General features: G+C 73.3%; 18 protein-coding genes. 6 read left to right on the top strand and 12 right to left on the bottom strand.

All coding sequences use genetic code 11. The annotated features are described in order from the left end of the window. Positions 1 to 229 precede the first annotated feature (229 nt). The 3 genes from ACGFIA_RS13335 to ACGFIA_RS13325 all read right to left on the bottom strand — a co-directional run bounded on the left by ACGFIA_RS13335 (position 230) and on the right by ACGFIA_RS13325 (position 4019). Positions 230 to 1897: a fumarate hydratase gene (locus ACGFIA_RS13335; protein WP_357385562.1), complete on the bottom strand. Its 1668-nt coding sequence runs from the start codon at positions 1895 to 1897 to the stop codon at positions 230 to 232. 76 nt (positions 1898 to 1973) lie between these two features. Beyond that, positions 1974 to 3410, bottom strand: a complete 1437-nt coding sequence (locus ACGFIA_RS13330; RefSeq protein WP_357385560.1) for a PQQ-binding-like beta-propeller repeat protein — start codon at positions 3408 to 3410, stop codon at positions 1974 to 1976. 120 nt (positions 3411 to 3530) lie between these two features. Next, positions 3531 to 4019, bottom strand: a complete 489-nt coding sequence (locus ACGFIA_RS13325) for an Lrp/AsnC family transcriptional regulator (RefSeq protein ID WP_357385558.1) — start codon at positions 4017 to 4019, stop codon at positions 3531 to 3533. 140 nt (positions 4020 to 4159) lie between these two features. Here ACGFIA_RS13325 and hppD point away from each other — a divergent pair, with 140 nt between their 5' ends. From hppD to hisC, 4 genes are read left to right on the top strand one after another with little or no spacing between them, the layout of a single operon-like run. Beyond that, positions 4160 to 5365: a 4-hydroxyphenylpyruvate dioxygenase gene (gene hppD / locus ACGFIA_RS13320; RefSeq protein ID WP_357385557.1), complete on the top strand. Its 1206-nt coding sequence runs from the start codon at positions 4160 to 4162 to the stop codon at positions 5363 to 5365. 10 nt (positions 5366 to 5375) lie between these two features. Beyond that, complete coding sequence (locus ACGFIA_RS13315; protein WP_357385555.1) at positions 5376 to 6065, top strand: RDD family protein; 690 nt, start codon at positions 5376 to 5378, stop codon at positions 6063 to 6065. A 55-nt stretch (positions 6066 to 6120) separates the two neighbouring features. Further along, the gene (locus ACGFIA_RS13310) at positions 6121 to 7119 is read left to right on the top strand and encodes an RDD family protein (protein ID WP_393260031.1); all 999 of its coding nucleotides are present in this window, start codon (positions 6121 to 6123) and stop codon (positions 7117 to 7119) included. Beyond that, on the top strand, positions 7116 to 8219 hold the full coding sequence (hisC, locus tag ACGFIA_RS13305; protein WP_357385551.1) for a histidinol-phosphate transaminase: 1104 nt from the start codon (positions 7116 to 7118) through the stop codon (positions 8217 to 8219). The genes ACGFIA_RS13310 and hisC overlap by 4 nt, the downstream gene beginning before the upstream one ends. 124 nt (positions 8220 to 8343) lie before the next feature. On the opposite strand, the gene ACGFIA_RS13300 is transcribed toward hisC, so the two are convergent. The 5 genes from ACGFIA_RS13300 to ACGFIA_RS13280 all read right to left on the bottom strand — a co-directional run bounded on the left by ACGFIA_RS13300 (position 8344) and on the right by ACGFIA_RS13280 (position 12738). Continuing rightward, entirely contained in the window at positions 8344 to 9597 is a 1254-nt protein-coding gene (locus ACGFIA_RS13300) for a PQQ-binding-like beta-propeller repeat protein (protein WP_393260028.1), read from the bottom strand. Between the two features lie 67 nt (positions 9598 to 9664). After that, positions 9665 to 10147, bottom strand: coding sequence for an SRPBCC family protein (locus ACGFIA_RS13295; protein WP_393260025.1), 483 nt, complete (start codon positions 10145 to 10147; stop codon positions 9665 to 9667). A gap of 112 nt (positions 10148 to 10259) precedes the next feature. Further along, positions 10260 to 10469, bottom strand: coding sequence for a DUF397 domain-containing protein (locus ACGFIA_RS13290; RefSeq protein ID WP_104114857.1), 210 nt, complete (start codon positions 10467 to 10469; stop codon positions 10260 to 10262). A 171-nt stretch (positions 10470 to 10640) separates the two neighbouring features. After that, a complete protein-coding gene (gene fahA, locus ACGFIA_RS13285) occupies positions 10641 to 11840 on the bottom strand; it encodes a fumarylacetoacetase (protein ID WP_393260022.1) in 1200 nt (399 codons plus the stop codon). Between the two features lie 31 nt (positions 11841 to 11871). Beyond that, the gene (locus ACGFIA_RS13280) at positions 11872 to 12738 is read right to left on the bottom strand and encodes a hypothetical protein (protein ID WP_357385544.1); all 867 of its coding nucleotides are present in this window, start codon (positions 12736 to 12738) and stop codon (positions 11872 to 11874) included. A 94-nt stretch (positions 12739 to 12832) separates the two neighbouring features. Between ACGFIA_RS13280 and ACGFIA_RS13275 the strand changes: the two genes are divergently transcribed. After that, positions 12833 to 14029 carry a homogentisate 1,2-dioxygenase domain-containing protein gene (locus ACGFIA_RS13275; protein ID WP_357385542.1) on the top strand — a complete coding sequence of 399 codons (1197 nt, stop codon included), beginning with the start codon at positions 12833 to 12835 and terminating at the stop codon, positions 14027 to 14029. 55 nt (positions 14030 to 14084) lie between these two features. Here ACGFIA_RS13275 and ACGFIA_RS13270 read toward each other — a convergent pair whose 3' ends face one another. From ACGFIA_RS13270 to ACGFIA_RS13260, 3 genes are read right to left on the bottom strand one after another with little or no spacing between them, the layout of a single operon-like run. Then, a complete protein-coding gene (locus tag ACGFIA_RS13270) occupies positions 14085 to 15125 on the bottom strand; it encodes an NAD(P)-dependent alcohol dehydrogenase (RefSeq protein ID WP_357468894.1) in 1041 nt (346 codons plus the stop codon). A gap of 45 nt (positions 15126 to 15170) precedes the next feature. Beyond that, on the bottom strand, positions 15171 to 16229 hold the full coding sequence (locus ACGFIA_RS13265; RefSeq protein ID WP_393260018.1) for a tetratricopeptide repeat protein: 1059 nt from the start codon (positions 16227 to 16229) through the stop codon (positions 15171 to 15173). Between the two features lie 50 nt (positions 16230 to 16279). Then, positions 16280 to 17632 (bottom strand): BTAD domain-containing putative transcriptional regulator, encoded by a 1353-nt coding sequence (locus ACGFIA_RS13260; RefSeq protein ID WP_357385536.1) that lies wholly within the window; start codon positions 17630 to 17632, stop codon positions 16280 to 16282. 174 nt (positions 17633 to 17806) lie between these two features. Between ACGFIA_RS13260 and ACGFIA_RS13255 the strand changes: the two genes are divergently transcribed. Further along, complete coding sequence (locus ACGFIA_RS13255; RefSeq protein WP_357385534.1) at positions 17807 to 18337, top strand: hypothetical protein; 531 nt, start codon at positions 17807 to 17809, stop codon at positions 18335 to 18337. Between the two features lie 37 nt (positions 18338 to 18374). Here ACGFIA_RS13255 and ispF read toward each other — a convergent pair whose 3' ends face one another. Continuing rightward, positions 18375 to 18857 (bottom strand): 2-C-methyl-D-erythritol 2,4-cyclodiphosphate synthase, encoded by a 483-nt coding sequence (gene ispF / locus ACGFIA_RS13250; RefSeq protein ID WP_357468882.1) that lies wholly within the window; start codon positions 18855 to 18857, stop codon positions 18375 to 18377. Positions 18858 to 18894: the final 37 nt, after the last annotated feature.

Here is an 18894-nt window from a genome sequence, read left to right as displayed (position 1 = left end):
CAGAGTAGCCCGATGATCACCGGGTGCTCCGAGCAGGCGATAGCGATTCGATAGCGGTTCGGCAGCGGCCTCACCCAGACTTGCCGCGGGTTGTCGGTTACGGCATCCGACGGGGGCGGTGCGCCTGTCCGGCCACGCGGCCGGGCAGGCGCACCGATGTCGATGCACGACGAACACGCCGAGGGGCGCTCGGGATCTCTCCCGGGCGCCCCTCGGCGTATGTCCGGACTCAGCGCCGCCCGACGGTGAGCACCGGCTTGGTGACCTCGGCGAAGAAGTCGTTGCCCTTGTCGTCGACGACGATGAAGGCGGGGAAGTCCTCCACCTCGATCTTCCAGACCGCCTCCATGCCCAGCTCGGCGTACTCCAGCACCTCGACGTGCTTGATGCAGTCCTGCGCGAGGCGGGCGGCCGGGCCGCCGATCGAGCCGAGATAGAACCCGCCGTGGGCCTGGCAGGAGCGGGTGACCTGGGCGGACCGGTTGCCCTTCGCGAGCATCACCATCGAGCCGCCGGCCGCCTGGAACTTCTCCACGTACGCGTCCATCCGGCCCGCTGTGGTGGGACCGAACGAGCCGGAGGCGTAGCCCTCGGGGGTCTTCGCCGGGCCGGCGTAGTAGACCGCGTGGTCACGCAGGTATTGCGGCATCGGCTCGCCCGCGTCCAGCCGCTCGGCGATCTTCGCGTGCGCGATGTCCCGGGCCACGACGAGCGGGCCGGTCAGGGACAGCCGGGTCTTCACCGGGTACTTCGACAGCTCGGCCCGGATCTCGTCCATCGGCCGGTTCAGGTCGACGCGGACGACCTCCTCGGTCTCCAGCGTCTCGTCGGTCACGTCGGGCAGGTAGCGCGCCGGGTCGGTCTCCAGCCGCTCCAGCCAGACGCCCGACGGGGTGATCTTCGCCACCGCCTGCCGGTCGGCCGAGCAGGACACCGCGATCGCGACCGGGCAGGAGGCGCCGTGCCGGGGCAGCCGCACCACCCGTACGTCGTGGCAGAAGTAGCGCCCGCCGAACTGCGCGCCGATGCCGAAGTTGCGGGTCAGCTCCAGCACCTCGGCCTCCAGCTCCAGGTCACGGAAGCCGTGCGCGCTCATCGAGCCCTGAGTGGGCAGCGCGTCCAGGTATTTCGCGGAGGCGTACTTCGCGGTCTTCAGCGCGTACTCGGCGGAGGTGCCGCCGATGACGATGGCCAGGTGGTAGGGCGGGCAGGCGGCGGTGCCGATGAGCCGCAGCTTCTCCTCCAGGAACTGCATCATCCGCGTCGGGTTCAGCAGCGCCTTGGTCTCCTGGTAGAGGTAGGACTTGTTGGCCGAGCCGCCGCCCTTGGCCATGAACAGGAACTTGTACGCGTCGGGGTGGCCGTCCGGGTCCTCGGCGTACAGCTCGACCTGGGCGGGCAGGTTGCTGCCGGTGTTCCGCTCGTCCCACATGGTCAGCGGGGCGAGCTGCGAGTAACGCAGGTTGAGCCGGGTGTACGCCTGGTAGACGCCGCGCGAGATCGCCTCCGCGTCGGTGCCGTCGGTGAGCACGTGCCGGCCGCGCTTGCCCATCACGATCGCGGTGCCGGTGTCCTGGCACATCGGCAGCACGCCACCGGCCGCGATGTTCGCGTTGCGCAGCAGGTCGAGCGCGACGAAGCGGTCGTTCGGCGAGGCCGCCGGATCGTCGATGATCGACCGGAGCTGGGCCAGGTGCGCCGGGCGCAGGAAGTGGGCGATGTCGTGCATCGCCTCCGCCGTGAGCGCGGTCAGCGCGCCCGGATCCACGGTCAGGAACCGGCGGCCTCCCGGGCCGTTGACGACGTCCACGCCCTCGTCGGTGACCAGGCGGTATTCGGTCTCGTCGGGGCCGGTCGGCAGCAGGGGTGCGTACGAGAATGCGGCGGCACTGCTCATGACCGAAAAGCCTAGGGCAGAGGCGTCGATCGGTGGCACCCGCAGGTGGGTGGTGGGACGACGCTCTCACAGGCAGTCACCCGCCGTCGGCGCAGAGTTCCCGTTTCGGCCCGCAACTGCCCTGGCCGGTCGGCGGGCGCCAGCTGCCGTCCGGGTCCGGCGCGACCGGTGCGCCGTCCTGCTCCGGTCCCGGCACCGCTGCCGTACCGGCGCCCCAGCGAACGTACCCGATCTCCCGTCCCTCGCCGATGATCATGCCGTTCGGGCCGACCGCCAGCGCGTTCGCCGACGTGCGCAGCTCGACCAGCACCCGGCCCCCGCGCGGCTCGACAGCGATCAGCCGGGACGGCTTCTCCTCGGTGATCACCGCCGCGTACGGGGTGAGTGCCGCGCCGCTCTTGCCGCCTGCCGGCCGGGTCCAGCGGGTCCGGTCGGCGGACAGCTCCCGGCCCAGCAGCGAGCCCTTGTCGGCGCTGCGCACCACGGCGTAGCGGTCGTCCACGGCGAGCAGCTTCTCGCCGTCCGCGCCGACCTGGAGCAGGCGTCCGTCGTACCCGTCGAGCACCGCCTCGCGCCCGTCCGGGGCCACCCCGATGAGTACGTTGCGCCCGCCCTGCGGATCCTCCCGCTGCACGCAGCCGGCGTAGTCGGCGGTGCGCAGGTTGAGCCCGGTACGCCGCCACACCTGCTGACCGTTGGCCGGGTCCACAGCGGTGACCGCGTAGTAGCAACCCCCGTCCCGGGAGGTGGCGGCGATCCGGAGCAGCCGGCCGCCGACCACGGCGAGCCGCTCCTCCCGGCCGGGCTGGACGTTCTGCAACACCCGGCCGGTGGCGGTGTCCACCACGTGCACCCGCCCGTCGACCGGGAAGCCGAGCAGCGGTGGGACGGACTCCGGCCCGGCCACCCCGCCGTCGATCCGGTTGGCGCCCAGTCGCCGGGTACCGAGCAGTTCCGGGTTGTCGGCGAGCACGCCGCTGTGCACGCCGGGCAGGAACGCGCTCCACAACGGGACGGTGCCACGCGGCTCCCAGGCACGCAGCGTGCAGTCGGTGGGCTGCACGCAGTACGCGTCCAGCAGCAGGTTCCGGTACGTCCAGACGGCGATCGCGCGGTCGTCGCGGCGGCGGGTCACGCCGCTGACCGGGTCGAGCACCTCGTACCCCTTGTCGAGCAGCCGGCCCACGGCGACGACCGGGTCCCGGTCGCCGCCCGCGACCGCCGACCAGTCGGCCTTGCGTTCCCACAGCCGGCTGCCGTCGGCGAGGTTGCGCGCCTCGATGCGGGTGCGCTGCTCCACGATCACGGTGTCGCCGGCGATGGTGACGCTGCGCGGCGTGCCGCCGACGCGTTGCTGCCAGGCCACATCCGGCTCGGAGATCGGCTTGCTGCGGTCGACCCAGTCCCACAGTGCCGGGAAGGGGTTCCAGACGCCTGTCGCGGCGAGGACGACCACGGTGACGAGCCCGAGCAGCAACCAGCCGCGTACGCCTAGGCCCTTCACACCGCACACGGTAGCGACGATCACCTGTCCCCCGGGCCGCGTGCGGCGCGTGTCGCGGCGCTTCTTGGGTGGGTGAGGTGTTAATAGGGGGCCCTTCCACCTCCGAATGCGTTAACAGGGGGCCCTTCCTTACCCGCGGGCGGCGGAGCGGACGAGCGGCAACGTGCGGTACGGGATCTGCTCGGCCAGCGCGATGATCGTGGACGCGCGCCGGATGCCCTCCGAGGCGACGATCTGGTCGATGACCCGCTGGAGGTCGGCGTTCGACCGGGCGACGATCCGGCAGAGCATGTCGCTGGAGCCGGTGATGGTGTGCGCCTCCAGCACCTCGGGGATGGCGGCCAGGTGCGCGGTGACCTGGTCGTGGCCGTGCCGCTGGCTGATCTCCAGGGTGACGAAGCTGGTCACCCCGAAGCCGATGGCGGCGGGCGTGATGTCCGGCCCGAACCCGGTCACCACGCCCCGGCCGACGAGCTTGTCGAGCCGGGCCTGGACCGTGCCCCGGGCCACGCCGAGTCGGCGGGAGCACTCCAGCACACCGATCCGCGGCTCCTCCGCCAGCAGTTCGATCAAGCGCGCGTCCAGGTCGTCGAGCTGTACATCCTGACCAGTGTTCATGGTGCCCGACGGTACCGAATGCACAACCTGACCAGGAATAACGCTAACTGTTGCCCAACTCACCGTGACCCGTAGATCCTCGCCGGAAGAGCACATCCACGGCGGCCCCCGAGGCCGGCCGGTACGCGAGGGAGGCCACCATGACCCAGGCGATCGACCGACCCCAGTCGACCGAGGAGGTCGACGTCGACGCTCTCGTCGGCGCGGTCGACCACGACATCACCCGCGACCCGTTCCCGGTCAAGGGCATGGACCACGTCCACTTCCTGGTGGGCAACGCCAAGCAGGCGGCGCACTACTACTCCACCGCGTTCGGCATGACCTGCGTGGCGTACCGGGGTCCGGAGCAGGGCTACCGGGACCACGCGCAGTACGTGCTGACCAGCGGTTCGGCCCGCTTCGTGCTGACCGGCGCGGTACGCCCGGACGCCGACGGCGCCGACCACGTGGCGAAGCACAGCGACGGCGTCTGCGACATCGCGCTGGAGGTGCCGGACGTGGACGCCGCGTACGCGCACGCGTTGGCGCAGGGCGCGACCGGCGTGGTCGAGCCGCACGACGTCAGCGACGAGCACGGCACCGTGCGGATGGCCTCCATCGCCGCGTACGGCGACACCCGGCACAGCCTGGTCGACAGGTCCCGCTACACCGGCCCGTTCCTGCCCGGCTTCGTCGCTCGCGGCCCGATCGTGGACCGGCAGCCGATGATCGACGCCGGGCTCCAGCCGAAGCGGTTCTTCCAGGCGGTCGACCACGTGGTCGGCAACGTGGAGCTGGGCCGGATGGACGAGTGGGTCGAGTTCTACAAGCGCGTCATGGGCTTCTCGAACATGGCGGAGTTCATCGGCGACGACATCGCCACCGACTACTCGGCGCTGATGAGCAAGGTGGTCGCCAACGGCACCCGCAAGGTGAAGTTCCCGCTCAACGAGCCGGCCGTGGCCCGCAAGAAGTCGCAGATCGACGAGTACCTGGAGTTCTACCAGGGCCCCGGCGCCCAGCACATCGCGGTGGCCACCAACGACATCCTGGCCAGCGTGGACGCCATGCGCGCGGCGGGTGTCGAGTTCCTGGACACGCCGGATTCGTACTACGAGGACCCGGAGCTGCGCGCCCGTATCGGCAACGTCCGGGTGCCGATCGAGGAGCTGCAGTCCCGCAAGATCCTGGTCGACCGGGACGAGGACGGCTACCTGCTCCAGATCTTCACCAAGCCGGTGCAGGACCGCCCCACCGTCTTCTTCGAGCTGATCGAGCGGCACGGCTCGCTCGGTTTCGGCAAGGGCAACTTCAAGGCCCTGTTCGAGGCCATCGAGCGCGAGCAGGAGAAGCGCGGGAACCTGTAACACTGTCCGCGTGACCCAGCCTCCTCCGAACCCGACGCCGCCGCCCGCCGGACATCCATTCGCGGGCGGCGGCTTCGCGCCGCCCGGCGGACCGGCGGTGCCCGCACAACACGTTCCTCCGGGGTACGCCGGCCCGCCCGGCTACCCGCCCCCCGGGTACGCCCCGGCGCCCGCCCCGCCTCCGGTGGCGCCGAACGGGCAGCCGCTGGCGGGCTTCGGCGACCGGCTGCTGGCCTACCTGATCGACGTCGCCGTCGCCATGGCGGTGACGCTGGTGTTGTTCATGCCGGTCTTCCTCCTGCTCATCTTCTGGATGGTCGACCAGATCGAGCAGGCCGGCCCGAACGGCCCGGACCCGGCCGACATCTGGACGGACGTGTTGCTGCCGCTGCTCGCCGCCGAGTTCGGAATCCTGCTTCTGATGCTCGCCTTCTACTGGGTCTACCACGTCGAGTACGCCCGCCGGACCGGGCAGACGCTCGGCAAGAAGGTGATGAAGCTGCGGATCGTGCCGATGCAGCCGGACGCCCCACTGACCCGGGGCATGCTCGGCAAGCGCTGGCTCGTCGAGTTCGCCGGTGGGATGTTCGTGCCGTTCCTCAGCTACCTCGACGGTTTGTGGCAACTCTGGGACAAGCCCTGGCAGCAGTGCCTACACGACAAGTTCGCCGGAACGGTCGTCGTTAAGGTTGGCCAGTGAGCGCGAGGAGTGAGCCGGGTCTGCGAGCCCCGCAGTCGCGAACAAGGACGGCATCGTGAGTTTGGAACCTGGCTGGTACGTCGACCCCGCCGACACGGAGACCCGCAGGTGGTGGGACGGCGAGGGCTGGATCGGCGCGCCGATTCCGGTCGACGTCACCCCGCCCGAGGGTCCGCCGCCCGCGGAACCCGAGCCCGCGCCGGCCGCCGCCGAGCGCCCGGCCTCCGGGCCCGGCGACCGGCCCGAGGCGACCCCGACGTCCGGCACGCCGGGCGGACCGAGCCCGTGGCCCGGCCAGCCGGGTCAGGCCGGTCCCTGGCCGGGTCAGCCGGGCCAGCCCGGCCAGGTGAACCCGTGGCCGGGCCAGCCCGGGCAGCCGGGACAGGCCGGACCGGGCACGCAGGGGCCGCCGCCGGGCTGGCCGTACCCGCACTGGCCCGGCGCGCAGCCGATCCCGCGCCCGCACGGGCTGCCGCTCGCCTCCTACGGCGCCCGGCTGGTCGCGCGCCTGATCGACCTGGGCATCGTGTTCCTGCTCAACGCCGTGGTGAACGGCTGGTTCGTCTGGCGCTACATCGAGGCCGTCTCCCCGTACCTGCGCGAGTCGGTGCGCCGGGCGCTGAACGGCGACACGTCCACCGACGGGCTGCCCCAGATCGACGACCAGGCCGGCGGGCTCCAGATCGCCATCCTGGTGATCGCCACCGCGCTCTGGTACGCGTACGAGGTGCCGTCGATGGCGGCGCGCGGTCAGACCTTCGGCAAGCGGCTGATGGGCATTCGCGCGCTGCCGGTCGAGGCGGACCAGCCGCTCGGCTTCGGCCGGGCCACCCGGCGCTGGAGCACGCTCGGCCTGCCGACGCTGCTCTGGTACTGCTGCGGGCTGGGCCTGCTGCTCCAGCTCATCGACGCGATCTCGCCACTGTTCGACCATCCGCTGCGCCAGGCCCTGCACGACAAGCGGGCGCAGACGGTGGTGGTCCAACTCCCCCGCAAGCGTGACCCCCGTACCACCCCGCCCGAGAGCGCCGACACCCCGGGAGACACCCCATGACCGACACCGGACGCCAGCAGCCCGCGCTGCGGCTGACCCGCGCCGACCTGGACGCGCTGCCCAACTACGTGCCCGGCCGCAGCCCGGCCGACCTGGCCCGCGAGCTGGGCCTGGCCGAGGCGATCAAGCTGGCCAGCAACGAGGTGCCGTACGGCCCGCTTCCGGGCGTGGTGGAGGCGGTGGCCGAGGCGGTGGCCGGTTCGCACCGCTACCCGGACATGGGCGTGGTGGCGCTGCGCCAGGCGCTCGCCGAGCGGTACGGCGTGGACGCGGACCGGATCGCCACCGGCTGCGGTTCGGTGGCGCTGGCCGAGCACCTGGTGCGCGCCACCTGCCTGCCTGGCGACGAGCTGCTCTACTCGTGGCGCTCCTTCGAGGCGTACCCGATCATCGCGGCGACCAGCGGCGCGACAAGCGTGCGGGTGCCGAACGACGCCGGCCACGGGCACGACCTGGCCGCGATGGCGGCGGCGGTGACCGACCGGACCCGGATGGTGCTGGTCTGCAACCCGAACAACCCCACCGGTACGGCGGTGCGCCGCGCCGAGCTGGACCGCTTCCTCGACGCGGTGCCGGACGACGTGCTCGTGGTGATCGACGAGGCGTACCGGGAGTTCGTCACCGACCCGGAGGTGCCGGACGGCCTGACCTACCTGGACCGGCCGAACGTGGCGGTGCTGCGCACGCTGTCCAAGGCGTGGGGCCTGGCCGGCCTGCGGATCGGCTGGCTGGTCGCGGCGCCCGAGGTGGCCGCCGCCGTGCGCAAGGTGGTCACCCCGTTCTCCACCAGCATGGCCGCCCAGGCCGGCGCGCTCGCCGCGCTCGCACAGGCCGACGAGGTGGAACGGCGCTGCGCGCTGGTCGTGGCCGAGCGGGACCGGGTCACCGAGGCGCTGCGCAAGTTCGTGCCGGACGTGCCGGACAGCCAGGCCAACTTCGTCTGGCTGCCGCTGGGCGAGCGGGCGGTGGAGTTCGGCCGGGCGTGCGAGGCGCGCGGCGTGATCGTCCGCCCGTTCCCCGGTGACGGCGTACGGGTCACCATCGGCACCCCGGCCGAGAACGACGCGTTCCTGGCCGCCGCCGAGGCCGCGCTGGCCTGACCGGGCGCGCCCGGGCCGGTCCGTCAACCCCCTACGGACCGGCCCGGGCGTCTTCGTCCGAAGACCGATCAGACAAGAGAACCCTAGGGGCTTTTGTCCGTTTTGTAACGCTCGACTCGCCGAGTCAGGTCACCGCGAACAGCACCGGCTCGGCCATCAGGAAGTACCCCTGGTCGTCGTCCTCCGCGGTGGCGCTCTCCCGCAGCCGCTCCACCGCGACGTAGCCGTCCACCGCGTACGCCCGCCCCGGCCGCCAGCCGATCCCGTCCCGTCCCAGGTCCAGCACGAAGCTCGACCGGGTCGTGCCGGTGAGCGGGTCGACGGTGACCAGTTCCCGCCGGTCGGTCAGCAGGTGCACCCGTCCCGGCTCGGTCGCGAGCACCCGGGCCGGATGGATGTCCGCCCGGCGCCACAGTTCCTCGCCGGTACGCGCCGAACGCCCGACCACCACGCCGCCGGACGTGTCCACCGCCCGCTCGCCGTCGAGCACCGTGTCCGGGTGGTCCAGGCCGGGCGCGGCGGCCGGTTCGCCCGGGTCGGTGACCAGCCAGCCCCGGCTGCCCGCGCCGTCCGGCCCGGCGGTACGCAGCCCGCGACAACCCGAGTGCCCGTCGCGGCAGCCCACCGGCGTCACGGCGAGTTGTTCCGGCGCGTCCGGCGGACGCCAGCGGGTCCGCACCACGCCGGTCGCCGCGTCCCGCAACTCGACGGCGGCCGGGCCGTCGCAACGGTCCACGCCGACCAGCTCACCGCTCGCTGTCGTACCCACGTCGGACCGGCAGCCCCGGCCCACGTCGACGTGCCAGAGCCGGCGGCCGTCGGCCAGGTCGTACCCGCCGACCCCGCCCGGGCCGGCCGCCACCAGCACGGTCCGCCCGTCCGCGGTGCGCGCCACGTGCAGACCCGCCGGATCCCAGACCGTGGCGGCGAAGGTGCGTCGCGGCTCCGGCACCGACCCCGGCACCGGGCCGTCGGCCCGCCAGGCCACCCGGCCGGTACGCGCGTCCAGCGCCACCAGCCTCCCGTCGGACCAGCGGCTGACGACTGTGGTCTGCTCGGCGAGCACTCCGGCCAGCTTCGCCGGCCAGCGGCGGAAGGACCAGAACGGGGTGACCCGGTGCCGTCCGGTGACCGGCTGGTCCGCGTACACCTGACGGGTGCCCGCGTAGACGCGGAGGCGGCCGTCCACGACCAGCGGCGCCACCGGCAGCCGGGCGAGCACCCCGGCGGTCGGCGCGGGCGCCTCCGGGTAGGGCTTGCGGGCCGGCGTGTCGACCTCAGCGGGTGCCAGCACCCGGACGACCACGGCGACCGACGCCGCGACGGCGAGCACCGCCACCAGCGCCACCACGGCCCGCCGCTTCGCGGCCTTCGCCATCCGTCACCTCCGCCCCGGCACCCTACCGGCCGCGTGCGGGCCGGGTACGGGGAGCGGCCGGGTCGGCTCAGGCGGCCTCGGTGGATTGGGCGGAACCGGCCGCTAGTGCCAGGTCGGCCAGGTCACGCCGGAGCGCGCCCTCGACCGCGCGGGCGGCCAGGCCGCCGAGGATGAGGGCCAGCACCCGCCCGTACGCCCGGGTCGGCACCGCCTCCTGCTCGACGGTGACCTCGGTGCAGCCGCGCCGCCGCCGCTCGACGGTGCGCAGCGTCCAGGTGATCCGGTAGTCGGCGCCGGCGCCGCGCGAGCCGAGCACCAGACGGCTCGGGGCGACCGACTCGATCACCTCGAACTCCTCCGGCTCGGTGCCGCCGTCCGGCCGGACGCGGGTCTCCCGCCACACAGTGCCCGGCCCGAACCCGCCGGCGCCGAGGACCTCGACCGCGTCCACCGCCGAGAGCCAGTCGGCACGGGCCGGGAGGTCGGTGAGCAGCCGCCACAGGTCGGCGTGCTGCGCTTCGATGAATGCGGATACCGTCACCGTCGACATGGCACCTCCCGTGTCGTACACGGTACGGGGCGTGACGGGAAACGGGGAGCCTCGCTGTGACATTTCCACCGCCGGTGCCCCGATCCGGGGCACCGGGGTGTGGCACGGACGGTCAGCCGCGCAACGAGCCGCCCCGCAGCGCGGTGACGAACGCGGCCCAGCCCGGTGGGCTCACCGCCAGCGCCGGGCCGTCCGGGTCCTTCGAGTCGCGTACGCCCACCACGCCGTGCGCGGCGACCACGTTCGTCGCCACCTCGACGCAGAGGCCCTGATCGTTCGAGCGGCTGCTGGTGCGCCAGACGGCACCGGTCAACTCGGTCATGCTCGGTCCTTCCTGTTCGGCTTCCCGGGTACGCCCCGGCCCGGCACCGCGGGCGGCTCCCGGCTCGACCGGGAGCCACCGGCCGGGCGTACGTGATCCGGACCGATCAACGGCGAAGGAAACGGCCCCGGTCGCACATCTGGTGCGACCGGGGCCGTGGCAGGCCGGATGTCAGCGGGCCGGGAGGATCGTCCCGGTGACCTCGCCCAACGCGACTGTGGTGCCGTCCGGGCCGGGCGCGGTGGCGGTGATCGTCACCGTGTCGCCGTCCTCCAGGAACGTCCGCTCGCTGCCGTCGGCGAACTTGACCGGCTCGGACCCGCCCCAGGTCAGCTCCAGGAACGACCCGACCTGACCGCGCTCCGGGCCGGAGACGGTGCCGGAGGCGTAGAGGTCGCCGGTACGCAGCGACGCGCCGTTGACGGTGAGGTGCGCGAGCTGCTGCGCCGGGGTCCAGTACATGCCGGCGAACGGCGGCTCGGCTACCCGCTCGCCGTTCCACTGCACCGACAGCGTCAGGTCCAGCCCGAGGCGCGGGGTGTCGCGCAGGTAGTCCTGCACCGGCGGGTCCTGGTCGGGCGCGGGCACGAACGCGTCGGCCAGCGCCTCCAGCGGCGTCACCCAGGCCGAGACGGAGGTGGCGAACGACTTGCCGAGGAACGGCCCGAGCGGCTGGTACTCCCACGCCTGGATGTCCCGGGCCGACCAGTCGTTGACGAGCACCACGCCGAAGACGTGGTCGTCGAAGTCGGCCACCGGCACCCGCTCGCCGAGGCGGCTCGGCACGCCCACCACGAAGCCCACCTCGGCCTCGATGTCCAGCCGGACCGAGGCACCGGTGGTCGGGCCCTGCGCGCTGGCCCGCTGCCCGGTCGGGCGGATCACCGGCGTGCCGGAGACCACCACCGTGCCCGCCCGGCCGTGGTAGCCGATCGGCACGTGCTTCCAGTTCGGCAGCAGCGGCGGCTGGCCGGGCCGGAAGATCTGCCCGACGTTCGAGGCGTGGTACTCGGAGGAGTAGAAGTCGACGTAGTCGGCCACCTCGAACGGCAGCGCCATCTCGACCTCACGCAGCGGCACCAGCAACGGCTCGACGGCCGCCCGGTGCTCCGGCTCGGTGAGCAGCTCGACGACCCGCTGCCGGACCGCCGTCCACTGCGGGCGGCCGAGCGCCATGAAGGCGTTGAGCGTCGGCCGGCCCAGCGCGCCGCCGGCCAGCACCAGACCGGCGGCCTCCGCGCCGGCCAGGTCCAGCGCGAAGTCACCGATGCGGACGCCGACGCGCGGCTCGCCCTCGCCGTGCCGGAACACGCCGTACGGCAGGTTCGTCACCCCGTACGGCGACCCCGCCGCCCCTGGTACCCAGGTCATGCCAGCACTCCGCTTCGCTCGGTGCGTTCGCTCATGCCTCGAAGCCTCCGTTCACCAGCCCCAGCCGGATCAGATCGGTAAGTGGGTCGGAGATGCTGCACGAGCCGTACCCGACCCAGAGCGGGCGCTCGGCGTCGCGGTGCGCCCGGGCCGGCTCGACCACGCGTACCGGGTCGGTGGCGGCGAGCAGCTCGGCCACGGCGTCCACCTCGGCGCCACCGACGGCGGCGAGCGTCGCGCCCAGCACGTTCACGAAACCGTGGTGGTTGAAGCCGGTCTCCGGGTCGCGGTGCCGGATCGCGTGGTGCAGCCCGGCGGTGAGCTTGAACGGCAGCTTCCGGTCCCGGCAGGCGCAGATCACCGCGGCCAGCTCGACCGGGGTCGGGAACAGCTCGGCGGCGAGCCCGCCGGTGCGGAACTTGGCGGCCACCGGCAGCCCGCCGGCACGCGCCTCGGCGAGCGTGTCGAGCGCGCCCATCAGCCCGAAGGTGAGCGGGATCTCCGCGTACACGGCGGTGGTGTCGAGCCGGCCGGCGAGCGTCATCAGCGCGGACAACCCCGGTTGCGGGTCCTCGCCGCGCTTGGCCACCGGCGCCTCGATCTGCCGGGCGGCCACCCCGTCGGGCGCGAGCGCGTCCAGCGCCTGCGGGAGCTGGTCCAGGCCGGTGTCGCCGACCAGCCCGATCACCAGCCCCTCGGCGGGGTCCACCAGGCCGCGCAGCGACCCGCGCTGGATCTCCGAGGCGGGCAGCAGCAGCGGACCGACCATGTCCGCGTACCAGGCGGTGCGGTGGGTGCGGTGCGCGGTCACCGCGTCGGGCAGCGGGGCGTTGCCGGGCGGGAAGACCGCGGCGTCGTCCACCAGACCGGAGAGGAGGCGGGGCACCTGCGTTGACACGAGACAAGAATGTACGGGACGCTACGAGGAACGGACAACAGCGTCCGATTATCGGACGCCACCGGCCGGAGAACGGGACATATCGGGAGGCGAAATGCCGTACTACCGCAGCGTCGGCGACGTGCCGCGCAAGCGCCACACCCAGTTCCGCCAGCCCGACGGCACGCTCTACGCGGAGGAACTGGTCGGCCAGGAGGGCTTCTCCTCCGACTCGTCGCTGCTCTACCACCGGCACGCCCCGACCGCGATCCTCGCCGCCGAGGAGTACGCCCCGCCCACAGTCACCCGCGTGCCGAACCTGCCGCTCAAGCCGCGCCACCTGCGCACACACAAGCTCGACGGCACCGGCGCGGACCCGGTGCTCGGCCGGCAGTACCTGCTCGCCAACGACGACGTACGCATCGCGTACGTGCTCGCCGACCGCCCGTCGCCGCTGTTCCGCGACGCCACCGGCGACCACTGCCTCTACCTGGAGGCCGGGTCGATGCGGGTCGAGTCGCCGTTCGGCGTGCTGGACGCGGTCGCCGGTGACTACGTCGTCATCCCCACCTCGACCATCCACCGCCTGGTGCCCACCGGCGACGAGCCGACCCGGCTGCTCGCCGTCGAGGCCGCCGGCCACATCGGGCCGCCCAAGCGCTACCTCTCCGTACGCGGGCAGTTCCTGGAGCACGCGCCCTACTGCGAGCGCGACGTCCGAGGACCGGACACCCCGCTGCTCGTCGACGGCGAGGAGGTGGAGGTGCTGGTCAAGCACCGGTCTCGGGCCGCAGGCCCGGGTGGCAGCGGCACAGCCTGGACGCGTCATGTCTATGCGAACCACCCGTTCGACGTGGTCGGCTGGGACGGGCACATGTACCCGTGGGCGTTCTCCATCCACGACTTCGAGCCGATCACCGGGCGGATCCACCAGCCGCCGCCGGTCCACCAGACGTTCCAGGGCCCGAACTTCGTGATCTGCTCGTTCGTGCCGCGCAAGGTGGACTACCACCCGGCCGCCATCCCGGTGCCGTACAACCACCACAACGTCGACTCCGACGAGATGCTGTTCTACACCGGCGGCAACTACGAGGCCCGGCGCGGCTCCGGCATCGAGCAGGGCTCGATCTCGCTGCACCCGTCCGGCTTCACCCACGGCCCCCAGCCGGGCGCGGCCGAGCGGTCGATCGGGGCGGAGTTCTTCGACGAGCTGGCCGTCATGGTGGACACGTTCCGGCCGCTGGACCTCTGCGACGCGGCCGCCGACTGCGAGGACGACGGCTACGCCTGGACCTGGGCGCGCAAGTCCTGACGTACGCGAGAAGGGGCCGCGCCCGGCACGGACGCGGCCCCTTCGCACGCGGTCGTCAGAACGTGGACGCGTCGATGACGAAGCGGTAGCGCACGTCGGAGGCGAGCACCCGCTCGTACGCCTCGTTGATCTTCTCCGCCGGGATGACCTCGATCTCGGCGCCCAGCCCGTGCTCGGCGCAGAAGTCGAGCATCTCCTGGGTCTCCGCGATGCCGCCGATGTTCGATCCGGCGAACGACCGGCGGGCCGGGATCAGCGAGAACGCGTGCACCGACAGCGGATCCTCGGGCGCGCCCACGTTGACCAGCGTCCCGTCCACAGCCAGCAGCCGCAGGTACGCGTCCATGTCGAGGGTCGCGCTCACCGTGTTGATGATCAGGTCGAACGAGCCTGCCAGCTCGGTGAACGTGTCCTCGTCCGCCGTGGCGTAGTAGTGGTCGGCGCCGAGCCGCAGCCCGTCCTCCTGCTTCTTCAGCGACTGCGACAGCACAGTCACCTCGGCGCCCATGGCGTGCGCCAGCTTCACCGCCATGTGGCCGAGGCCGCCCAAGCCGATCACCGCCACCCGGCGACCCGGCCCGGCGTTCCAGTGCCGCAACGGCGAGTACGTGGTGATGCCGGCGCAGAGCAGCGGCGCGGCGGCGTCCAGCTCGATGCCGTCCGGGATGCGCAGCACGAAGTCCTCGGTGACCACGATGGCCTGCGAGTAGCCGCCCTGGGTCGGCTTGCCGTCCCGGCCCACCCCGCCGTACGTGCCGGTGCTGCCCTTCAGACAGTACTGCTCCAGGCCCTTGCGGCAGTTGTCGCACTCCCGGCAGGAGTCGACGAGGCAGCCGACGCCCACCCGGTCGCCGGCGGCGAACTTCGTGACAGCGGAACCGACCTCCCGCACCACGCCCGCGATCTCGTGACCCACCACGATCGGGTAGCGGGTCGGCCCCCACTCGCTGCGCGCGGTGTGGATGTCGGAGTGGCAGATGCCGGAGAACTTGATGTCGATGAGGACGTCGTCCGGTCCGAGATCGCGCCGCTCGATGGTGGTCGGGGCGAGCGGTTCGGTCGCGGACGTCGCCGCGTAGGCGTTGACGGTGAGCACTGGTTCCCGCTTCCTTCAGCCGGTGTTTCCGGTGCTCCTACCCTCTCACCGGCGAGTGAACGCGGTGAGTCCGGCCACCACCGACGCGGTGATCGCCCCGGCGAGCGGCCACGGGCCGCCGACCAGCGCGTACACGAGCAGCAGCAGCACCGCGGCGGCGGCCGCGTAGACCGGCACGGCCAGGCCGCGCGACATCGCCTCGCGCAGGCCGGGCTGCCAGGTGGCCGGGCGCCGCAGCAGCACCGCCACCCCGGCCACCGACAGCACCGCGAGCAGCCGGGACGCGCCCGGCGAGGCCGGGGCCAGGGCGGCGACCAGCACGCTCGCGACCAGGGACGATCCGGCCACCGACAGCATGAGGCGCCGGATGCCGGCGTCCACCGTCCGGGCCGGGTCGGGCCGGGCCACCGGCAGGTCGGCCAGCGCGGTCAGATGCTCCAGCGTCTCGGCGTAGCGGCGTCGTTCCAGCCGGGCCACGCCCACATCCTGCCCCGCCTCGCCCAGCTCCGGGTCCAGCCGCAGCGCCTCCCGGTAGGCCCGCTCGGCCAGGTCGAACAGTTGCAGCCGCACCGCGACCAGGCCCAGCACCAGGTGCGCCTCCGGCTCGTCCTGGGCCAGCTCCACCCCGCGCCAGGCCGCGTCCAGCGCCGCCTGCCCGTTGCGCGACGCGGAGAGGAGGGCGGCGGCACTGCGCTGCGCGTACGCGTCGCCCGGCGCACGCGCCAGGATCTCGTCGGCGGTGGCCGCGGCGGGCTTCCAGCGTTCCAGGTCGAGCAGCGCGAACCCGCGCGCCACGAGCGCCGGCACGACCGCCTCGGGCGGGGCGGCGGGCGACGTGCCGGGTGTCTCAGCGGTGCCGTCCACGGTGGGCGTCTCGACGGCGGGCACGAGCGTCTCGACGGCGGCGAGCGCCTCGGCCGGCCGGCCTGCGGCCAGGTGCATCCGGGCCAGCATGGTCAGCGCGGACAGGTGCCCGGGCTCGGCCGCGAGCAGCGCGGTCAGCTCGCCGATCCCCTCGTCGTAGCGCCCCAGCTCGGCGAGCAGGTGGGCGCGTTGCAGGTAACCGTCGGCGGCGGACTGGTCGGGGGCGGCGTCACTCGGCATCCCGGCGAGCGTATCCGCCCCGACCCACCGCGCGCCGAGGGTGCCCGGCGTCAGGCACTCCGGCAGGACGCGCCCGCCCGGCCGCCGCACGTGCCCAGGCTGCACCACCGGCGCAGCCCGCTCTCGTCCAGGAACAGCCATCCGCACCGCCGGTCCGGGCAGACCCGCACCGTGAACCGCGCCGGATCGGCGAGCAGCTGCGCGCCGCTGAACGCGGCGGCGTGCACCGGCAGCCGGAGCCCGGCCGCCAGGTCGGGCCACCACCTGCCGCGTCCGTCTGCCTCGCGCCGGAAGACGAGCGTACGGGCGGCGGCCTCGGCGGCCCGCGCGACGTTCTCGAAGGCAGGGCCGTCGTCCGGGTCGACCAGGCTGGCGTAGAGCGCGGCGCGGAGCGTACGGGCCTCGTCGAGCACCGCCTCCGCCGCTGCCGGGTCGCGGCGCGCGAGGTGCAGCAGGCGGTTCGTCGAGACCTCGTCCACCAGCCCGACGTGACCGGCCCAGACGGCGAGGGTGCGGTAGCCGCGCAGCCACTCGGCGCCGGGCAGCGGCGGCTCGTGCCCCCACCCGGCGAGGGTGTTGCAGAAGTCCAGGGCCGGGTGGCCGCCCACGCTCCACGGCAGGCTCTCGTCGCCGACCCGGATCTCGTGCATCGGCCGGGTGGTCCGGTCCAGCCGGTCGTCGCCCGCGAGCACCCGGCGCTGCACCTCCCGGAGGCGGGGCCCCGGCTCGACGCCGAAGTCGGCCGCGAGCAGGTCCCGGGTGGCGCGGTAGAGGCGCAACGCGTCGGCCCGCCGGTCGCCCCGGTACAGGGCGGTCATCAGGACCGCCACGAGGTGTTCCCGCGTCGGGTGCTGGGCGGCCAGCGGCATCAGGTCGGCTATCGCGCGCGTGTGCCGGCCCAGCGCGAGCTGCGCCTCGGCCCGTAGTTCCACGGCGACAAGGCGAAGTTCCTCGACCGTGCCGTGCAGCCGGTCCCGCAACTCGTCGTCCGCCGCGTCGGCGAGCAACGGCCCGCGCCAGAGGGCGAGCGCCCGGTCGAGCGACCGCACCCGCCCGGCGGGATCGGCGGTCCGCCCGGCCGCCCGGACCAGGTCGGCGAACTCGTCGACGTCGACCCGGTGCCCGTCCTCCTCCACCGCGTAGCCCTCACCCCGGGTGCTGATCAGAACCCCGTACGGGTTGAGCGAGCCCCGCAGCCGCCCGATGTACGTCTGCACCGCACTCCGGGCCGTGGCCGGCGGCCGGCCGTTCCAGAGCAGGTCGATGAGGCGATCGGTCGGCACCACCCGGCCCACGTCGAGCAGCAGCACCCCGAGCAGGCAACGCTCCTGGCGCCGGCTGCCGACGTCGACCGGCCGGCCGTCGTGGCGGGCCTCGAACGGCCCGAGCAGGCGGAACTCCATACCGAACAGGACGACCCGGTACCGGCCGTGGGTTGTCGCCCGACGGTGATCGCGTGGTGAGGGACCCGGCCGACCGGGTCCGCCCGCGCGACGCCTGCCGCTCGACACGGTGAGCCGGTGGTGAGCGGGCACGGCGATGCTCGCCGCCCGGACCAGCGAGGGATGGAGTGGAACATGCGGTTCAGGATGAGTATCGCGGTGGCGAGCGTCGTGGTGGCGGTGGTCGCGGCCCTACCAGGGTCGGCATCCGCCGCGCCGGAGCGGCATCCCGCCCCGGGTGCCTGGGAGCCGGCACCCCAGGCGCCGTTCGAGATGCCCGCCGGCGCGCGGTGCGAGTTCGCCGTACGGGTCGAGCCGATCGTGGACGAGGTGCGGAAGCTGACGATCGAGACCTACCCGGACGGCGCCCCGAAGCGGGAGTTGTTCACCGGCGCTCTGATCAACCGGGTGACGAACCTGGAGACCGGCGCCACCTCGACGGCGGACGCGAGCGGCACCGCCCTCGTCGTCTACCGCACCGACGGCTCGATGACCTGGTACGTGACCGGGCCGGTGCTGCTCGGCTTCCGGGAGAACGCCGGCACGCTGCCGAAGGGGCTGTGGATCGTCGACGGCCAGTTCCGGGTGGAGTTCTCCCCCACCTACGACAAGACGATCACGATGCTCCACGGCACGACCCACAACGTCTGCACCGACGTCGACTGATCGGGTGACGCGGTGACCGGCGTCCCCGGTCACCGCGTCAGTCGGCCGGCGCCTCGTAGACCAGGGCCACAGCGATTCCGGCCAGCCCCTCCCCGCGCCCGGTGAAGCCCAGCCCGTCGGTGGTGGCGGCGGAGACGGTCACCGGGGCGCCGACCGCCTCGGAGAGCACCCGCTGCGCCTCCTCCCGGCGCGGCCCGATCTTGGGGCGGTTGCCCACCACCTGCACCGACACGTTGCCGATGTGGAAGCCCGCCGCCCGTACCCGGCGCGCGCTCTCGGTCAGCAGCGCCACCCCCGACGCGCCCGCCCACTCCGGCTGGTCCACCCCGAAGTTCGCGCCCAGGTCGCCGAGGCCGGCGGCGGAGAGCAGGGCGTTGCAGGCGGCGTGTGCCGCCACGTCGGCGTCGGAGTGGCCGGCCAGGCCGTCCTGGTCGGGCCAGTGCAGGCCGGCGACCCAGCAGGGTCGTCCGGCAGCGAACGCGTGCACGTCGGTGCCGACGGCCACCCGAGGAACGATCATGACCAGAGGGTACGCGTCGCGCCTTGACGGCGGCCTG

The sequence above is a fragment of the Micromonospora sp. NPDC049203 genome (assembly GCF_043197215.1).
Taxonomy (GTDB): domain Bacteria; phylum Actinomycetota; class Actinomycetes; order Mycobacteriales; family Micromonosporaceae; genus Micromonospora.
This window is presented reverse-complemented; position numbering and strand designations above follow the sequence as displayed.

What these genes read in the sequence shown, in the direction of transcription:
- ACGFIA_RS13265 (WP_393260018.1), bottom strand. Translation starts at nt 16,229, where the DNA reads ATGCCGAGTGACGCCGCCCCCGACCAGTCCGCCGCCGACGGTTACCTG.
- ACGFIA_RS13295 (WP_393260025.1), bottom strand. Translation starts at nt 10,147, where the DNA reads ATGTCGACGGTGACGGTATCCGCATTCATCGAAGCGCAGCACGCCGAC.
- ispF (WP_357468882.1), bottom strand. Translation starts at nt 18,857, where the DNA reads ATGATCGTTCCTCGGGTGGCCGTCGGCACCGACGTGCACGCGTTCGCT.
- ACGFIA_RS13335 (WP_357385562.1), bottom strand. Translation starts at nt 1,897, where the DNA reads ATGAGCAGTGCCGCCGCATTCTCGTACGCACCCCTGCTGCCGACCGGC.
- fahA (WP_393260022.1), bottom strand. Translation starts at nt 11,840, where the DNA reads ATGACCTGGGTACCAGGGGCGGCGGGGTCGCCGTACGGGGTGACGAAC.
- ACGFIA_RS13255 (WP_357385534.1), top strand. Translation starts at nt 17,807, where the DNA reads ATGCGGTTCAGGATGAGTATCGCGGTGGCGAGCGTCGTGGTGGCGGTG.
- ACGFIA_RS13260 (WP_357385536.1), bottom strand. Translation starts at nt 17,632, where the DNA reads ATGGAGTTCCGCCTGCTCGGGCCGTTCGAGGCCCGCCACGACGGCCGG.
- ACGFIA_RS13325 (WP_357385558.1), bottom strand. Translation starts at nt 4,019, where the DNA reads ATGAACACTGGTCAGGATGTACAGCTCGACGACCTGGACGCGCGCTTG.
- ACGFIA_RS13300 (WP_393260028.1), bottom strand. Translation starts at nt 9,597, where the DNA reads ATGGCGAAGGCCGCGAAGCGGCGGGCCGTGGTGGCGCTGGTGGCGGTG.
- hisC (WP_357385551.1), top strand. Translation starts at nt 7,116, where the DNA reads ATGACCGACACCGGACGCCAGCAGCCCGCGCTGCGGCTGACCCGCGCC.
- hppD (WP_357385557.1), top strand. Translation starts at nt 4,160, where the DNA reads ATGACCCAGGCGATCGACCGACCCCAGTCGACCGAGGAGGTCGACGTC.
- ACGFIA_RS13290 (WP_104114857.1), bottom strand. Translation starts at nt 10,469, where the DNA reads ATGACCGAGTTGACCGGTGCCGTCTGGCGCACCAGCAGCCGCTCGAAC.
- ACGFIA_RS13275 (WP_357385542.1), top strand. Translation starts at nt 12,833, where the DNA reads ATGCCGTACTACCGCAGCGTCGGCGACGTGCCGCGCAAGCGCCACACC.